This is a genomic window from Streptomyces alkaliterrae (assembly GCF_007097205.2).
In the GTDB taxonomy this organism is placed as follows: Bacteria; Actinomycetota; Actinomycetes; order Streptomycetales; family Streptomycetaceae; genus Streptomyces; species Streptomyces alkaliterrae.
Genome location: NZ_VJYK02000321.1, coordinates 1 through 6,032, shown reverse-complemented (window position 1 = coordinate 6,032; position 6,032 = coordinate 1). Strand labels below are relative to the sequence as shown.

5 protein-coding genes are annotated in these 6,032 nt (G+C 71.8%); 4 read left to right on the top strand and 1 reads right to left on the bottom strand.

The window, feature by feature from the left end:
* The 4 genes from FNX44_RS22580 to FNX44_RS22565 all read left to right on the top strand — a co-directional run.
* A partial coding sequence (locus FNX44_RS22580) for a phosphotransferase (RefSeq protein WP_194362476.1) occupies positions 1–910 on the top strand: 910 nt, incomplete at its 5' end.
* Positions 911–1,459: 549 nt separating this feature from the next.
* On the top strand, positions 1,460–2,701 hold the full coding sequence (gene pdhA / locus FNX44_RS22575) for a pyruvate dehydrogenase (acetyl-transferring) E1 component subunit alpha (RefSeq protein WP_143650626.1): 1,242 nt from the start codon (positions 1,460–1,462) through the stop codon (positions 2,699–2,701).
* A 2-nt stretch (positions 2,702–2,703) separates the two neighbouring features.
* Positions 2,704–3,696 carry an alpha-ketoacid dehydrogenase subunit beta gene (locus tag FNX44_RS22570; protein WP_143650625.1) on the top strand — a complete coding sequence of 331 codons (993 nt, stop codon included), beginning with the start codon at positions 2,704–2,706 and terminating at the stop codon, positions 3,694–3,696.
* Between the two features lie 23 nt (positions 3,697–3,719).
* Entirely contained in the window at positions 3,720–5,243 is a 1,524-nt protein-coding gene (locus tag FNX44_RS22565) for a dihydrolipoamide acetyltransferase family protein (protein ID WP_143650624.1), read from the top strand.
* A 91-nt stretch (positions 5,244–5,334) separates the two neighbouring features.
* Here the strand turns inward: FNX44_RS22565 and FNX44_RS22560 are convergent, their stop codons facing one another.
* Entirely contained in the window at positions 5,335–5,877 is a 543-nt protein-coding gene (locus FNX44_RS22560) for a bacterial proteasome activator family protein (protein WP_143650627.1), read from the bottom strand.
* Between the last annotated feature and the right edge of the window lie 155 nt (positions 5,878–6,032).

Sequence of the window (6,032 nt, the reverse complement as noted above, 5' to 3'; positions counted from 1 at the left end):
GGGTGTACCTCCGGGCGCACGTCCGGGCGCCCGCCTCGGCCCGGACGCCAGGAGCGGTCTCCCCGACAACCACCCGGACCCGCGCCCGGACGTGCGCCCGGAGGTACACCCCGAGGTGCGCCGGGACGCACTCCTGGAGACGCACGCCGACCCGTACCCCGGCCCGTACTCCGACCCGCGCACCGACCCGCGCACCGCCACCCGGCCGGGCCCGGCGTCCGGGCCGTACGCGGCGCCGGAGCTGTGCCCGCAGGGCGAGACCTGCCCCGGCACCGCGACGCACCCGCGCGCGGCGAGCCCCCGGACGCCCGGCGCCCCGGGGGCATGCGCCGGCGCGGACCCCCGGCACACCCTGGTGGTCATCGACGACCTGCTGGCCCGGATCCGGAAGCGCCGCCGCCTCGACGGCTTCGACCTGCTCGCCGCCCACCGGCTGCGGGAGCGCCGGGAGCTGCTGCGGCGGTACGCGCACCGCCGCCCGGCCCCCGGCAGCGCGCCGACCCGGGGCTGGGTGCACGGCGACTTCCACCCGCTCAACGTCCTGTACGCCGGCACCGCGCCGCACGAGCCGCTGGCGATCGTCGACTGGGACCGGCTGGACGTGCAGCCGCTCGCGGAGGAGGTCGTACGGGCCGGGGTGATCTTCTTCCTCCGCCCGGACGGCACACTCGACCTCACCAAGCTGGGGGCGTACGCCCGCGCCTACCGGGCCGCGACGGGGGCGGGCCCCGCCGAGCTGGCCGCCGCCGTGCACCGGGTGTGGTGGGAGCGGCTGAACGACTTCTGGATGCTGCGCTGGCGCTACCACCTCCGGGACCACCGGACGGACGCCCAGTTCCCGGCCGCCGCCGCGCTGGTGGTGTGGTGGACGGCGGAGTACCCGGCGGTCCGCGACGCGTTCTGCGAGTGAGCCGAGGGCGCGACCAGGCGCCGACTCACCCGACCGGTCGCACCGGGCCGTGTGGTCGGTCGGGTGAGTCGGCGCTCGTCCGCACCCATCCGATCGATATCCAACCGTGACGGACGCCGCCGCCGTCACCCACAGCAGCCACAGGAGTTACCTGTCGTAACCTACGCGACCGTAATGCGCCTTCCACACCCCGTGACCGGTTCGCCCGTCTCACATACTGACCCCCCGCTTGCTCTTCCCGTCACCTGGGGGTGCGGGTTAACGTGCGCTAGTCCTTCGGGCTTGCCAGGCTGTGACCAGTGACGTTCCCGCCTTGCCGCGACGACCTCGGAAATTACTTTGATTTCCAAGGAAATCGCAGGTCAAGAGGGTTTCGCCCCTGTGCGGAAATACTGGGTACGGTGCCTTTAGCGGGCCGTTGTGAAGGGCCGACACCTGTCACGTCCGGCACGCTACGCGCCGCACCCACCCCGTGCGCCGTGGCCGAACCGGGCGAGCCGCACTGGCTCATCCGGAGACCCCGGGGGCCGGACCGACGGAGGAGCACTCGTGACCGTGGAAAGCACTGCCGCGCGCGACGAAGCGCGTCGCAGCAGCGGAAAGCGCACAACGGCAAAAACGCCGGCGAAGTCCGCCAAGCCGACCGCCGCCAAGAAGACGGCGGCCAGGAAGACCGCCCGGGCCTCGGCCAAGGCGTCCGGTGGCGCCGACCAGCCGCAGCTCGTCCAACTGCTGACCCCCGAGGGCGAGCGCGTCGAGCACCCCGAGTACAGCATCGACCTCACCGCCGACGAGCTGCGCGGCCTCTACCGCGACATGGTGCTCACCCGCCGGTTCGACGCGGAGGCCACCTCCCTCCAGCGCCAGGGCGAGCTGGGCCTGTGGGCCTCGCTGCTCGGCCAGGAGGCGGCGCAGATCGGCTCCGGCCGGGCGCTGCGCGACGACGACTACGTCTTCCCGACCTACCGCGAGCACGGCGTCGCCTGGTGCCGCGGCGTCGACCCGTCGAACCTGCTCGGCATGTTCCGGGGCGTGAACAACGGCGGCTGGGACCCGAACACCAACAACTTCCACCTCTACACGATCGTCATCGGCTCGCAGGCGCTGCACGCCACCGGCTACGCGATGGGCGTGGCCAAGGACGGCGCCGACTCGGCCGTGATCGCCTACTTCGGCGACGGCGCGTCCAGCCAGGGCGACGTGGCGGAGGCGTTCACCTTCTCGGCGGTCTACAACGCGCCGGTGGTGTTCTTCTGCCAGAACAACCAGTGGGCGATCTCCGAGCCCACCGAGAAGCAGTCCCGGGTGCCGATCTACCAGCGCGCCCAGGGCTACGGCTTCCCGGGCGTCCGGGTAGACGGCAACGACGTGCTGGCCTGCCTCGCGGTGACCCGGGCGGCACTGGCGCACGCCCGCTCCGGACAGGGCCCGATGCTGGTCGAGGCGTTCACGTACCGCATGGGCGCCCACACCACCTCCGACGACCCCACCCGCTACCGCACCGACGACGAGCGCGCGGCGTGGGAGGCCAAGGACCCGATCCTGCGGCTGCGCACCTACCTGGAGAAGCAGGGCCTGGCGGACGAGGAGTTCTTCGCCGCACTGGAGACGGAGAGCGAGGAGCTCGGCCTCACCGTCCGGGAGAAGATCCGCACCATGCCCGACCCGGACACCATGGCGATCTTCGAGAACGCCTACGCCGACGGCCACGCCCTCGTCGACGAGGAGCGCGCCCAGTTCGCCGAGTACCTGGCGACCTTCGCCGACTCCGCCCACCAGGAGGGCAACTGATCATGACCGCTCAGACCAGCGCGCAGAAACTGCCGCTCGCCAAGGCGATCAACGAGTCGCTGCGCCGGGCCCTGGAGAACGACCCCAAGGTCCTGATCATGGGTGAGGACGTCGGCAAGCTCGGCGGCGTCTTCCGCGTCACCGACGGCCTGCAGAAGGACTTCGGCGAGGACCGGGTCATCGACACCCCGCTCGCCGAGTCCGGCATCGTCGGCACCGCCATCGGCCTGGCCCTGCGAGGCTACCGGCCGGTCGTGGAGATCCAGTTCGACGGCTTCGTCTTCCCCGCGTACGACCAGATCGTCACGCAGCTCGCGAAGATGCACGCGCGGGCGCTCGGCAAGGTCAAGCTGCCCGTTGTCATCCGCATCCCCTACGGCGGCGGCATCGGCGCCGTGGAGCACCACAGCGAGTCTCCCGAGGCGCTGTTCGCGCATGTCGCGGGCCTCAAGTGCGTCTCGCCTTCCAACGCCTCGGACGCCTACTGGATGATGCAGCAGGCCATCGAGTCCGACGACCCGGTGATCTTCTTCGAGCCGAAGCGGCGCTACTGGGACAAGGGCGAGGTCGACACCTCCGCCATCCCCGGCCCGCTGCACACCGCCCGCGTCGCCCGCGCCGGCACGGACCTCACCCTCGCCGCCTACGGCCCGATGGTGAAGACCTGCCTGGAGGCCGCCGCGGCCGCCGAGGAGGAGGGCAAGTCGCTGGAGGTCGTCGACCTGCGGTCGATGTCCCCGATCGACTTCGACACCGTGCAGAAGTCCGTGGAGAAGACCGGCCGGCTGGTCGTCGTGCACGAGGCGCCGGTCTTCTACGGCTCCGGCGCCGAGATCGCCGCCCGCATCACCGAACGCTGCTTCTACCACCTGGAGGCCCCGGTGCTGCGCGTCGGCGGCTTCCACGCGCCCTACCCGCCGGCCAGGCTCGAAGAGGAGTACCTGCCCGGTCTGGACCGCGTGCTGGACTCCGTCGACCGCGCGCTGGCGTACTGAGAGGGCTGGAGAGAGTCGTGAGCGTGACAACTACGACCGGGAACGCGCAGCGGTTCCGCGAGTTCAAGATGCCCGACGTGGGCGAGGGCCTGACCGAGGCCGAGATCCTGACCTGGATGGTCAAGCCCGGCGACACCGTCACCGACGGCCAGGTCGTGTGCGAGGTCGAGACGGCAAAGGCGGCCGTCGAGCTGCCGATCCCGTACAACGGCGTGGTCAGCGAGCTGCACTTCCCCGAGGGCACGACCGTCGACGTCGGTACGGCGATCATCACCGTCGACACCGACCCGGGCGCGGGCGCGGCAGAGGCCGCCGCACCGGCCGCCCCGGCAGCGGAGGCCCCGGCCCAGCCGGCTCAGGAGACCGAGGGCGACGAGGAGGAGAGCGGCAAGCGTCAGCCCGTCCTCGTCGGGTACGGCGTCTCCACCGCCTCCACCAAGCGGCGCCCGCGCAAGGCGCAGCCTGCCGAGCCGGCGGCCCGGCAGGCGCACCAGGCCGTGCAGGCGGAGCTGAACGGCACCACCGCCGCGCCTTCCCCGGTCGCCGTACCCACCGAGCCCGCGAGCGGCGCCGGTGTGCCCGGTCCCGTCCCCAGCGGGCAGACCGGCGGCCGACCGCTGGCCAAGCCGCCGGTCCGCAAGCTCGCCAAGGACCTCGGCGTCGACCTGGCCACCGTCACCCCCTCCGGTCCGGACGGGATCATCACCAGGGACGACGTGCACCGGGCCGCCGCGCCGGCACCGGCCGCCGCGCCCGCGCCCGCCGCCGGTACCGCCGCGTCGCAGGTCGTCACGGCCGCCACCGCCGGTGAGGCGCCGGCCGTCGAGCCGCAGTCGATGGCCGCGATCCGCGAGCGCCGGGTGCCGGTCAAGGGCGTCCGCAAGGCGACCGCCGCCGCGATGGTCAGCAGCGCCTTCACCGCGCCGCACGTCACCGAGTTCGTCACGGTCGACGTGACCCGCACGATGAAGCTGGTCAAGACGCTCAAGGAAGACCCGGACATGGCCGGGCTGCGGATCAACCCGCTGCTGCTCGTCGCCAAGGCGCTGCTGGTCGCCATCCGCCGCAACCCGGACGTCAACGCGTCCTGGGACGAGGCCAACCAGGAGATCGTCTACAAGGACTACGTCAACCTGGGTATCGCCGCCGCCACCCCGCGCGGTCTCATCGTGCCGAACATCAAGGACGCGCACGCCAAGACCCTGCCGGAGCTGTCCACCGCGCTCAGCGAGCTCGTCAGCACCGCGCGTGAGGGCAAGACGTCCCCCGCCGACATGCAGGGCGGCACGGTGACCATCACCAACGTCGGAGTCTTCGGCGTCGACACCGGCACGCCGATCCTCAACCGCGGGGAGTCCGCGATCCTCGCCTTCGGCGCGATCAAGGAAATGCCGTGGGTCCACAAGGGCAAGGTCAAGCCGCGCAAGGTCACCACCCTCGCGCTCAGCTTCGACCACCGCCTGGTCGACGGCGAACTCGGCTCCAAGGTGCTCGCGGACATCGCCGCCGTCCTCGAACACCCGAAGCGGCTCATCAGCTGGACCTGAGCCGGCGCCGCCGCCCGGCGGCCTCCGGCCGGACATACGGGAGGGGCCCGGTACGTCGATCGACGTACCGGGCCCCTCCCGTCACCTCGTGTCAGAGATAGGGGCCGGAGCGGACGCCGCCCTCGGGCGCCTCACCGCCCTCGTGCGACGTACCGGGCGGCAACGCCCTGCGCATCTGCTCCAACTGCGCCCGCGCCGCCATCTGCTGAGCGAACAGCGTCGTCTGGATACCGTGGAACAGGCCCTCCAGCCAGCCCACCAACTGCGCCTGCGCGATGCGCAGTTCCGACTCGCTCGGCACCGCGTCGTCGGTGAACGGCAGCGAGATCCGCTCAAGCTCCTGGATCAGCTCTGGCGCGAGCCCGTCCTCCAGCTCCTTGACCGAACTGGAGTGGATCTCCTTCAGCCGCGCGCGGCTTGCCTCGTCCAGCGGCGCCGCCTTCACCTCGTCCAGCAGCTGCTTGATCATGCTGCCGATACGCATGACCTTCGCGGGCTGCTCGACCATGTCCGTCACCGGCACCTCACGAGACTCGTCGTCGGAGCCGCCGCCGGGTGCGGCGGCGTTGCCGAGAGCCATTCCGTCCGGGCCGATCACGAGGACCTGCTGGCTCTCCTGCGACCGTTCATGCATCGGCTGTGTCATACCCCCATTCTGCACACACGACTCATCGCCCGCGGCTGCGCATCCGCAGCGCGAGCGCGGTCATGCCCAGACCGAGCGAGGCCAGCCCCGCACCCAGCGGCAGCACCGGCAGCATCTCCCCGCCACCGCCGAAGCCCATCGGC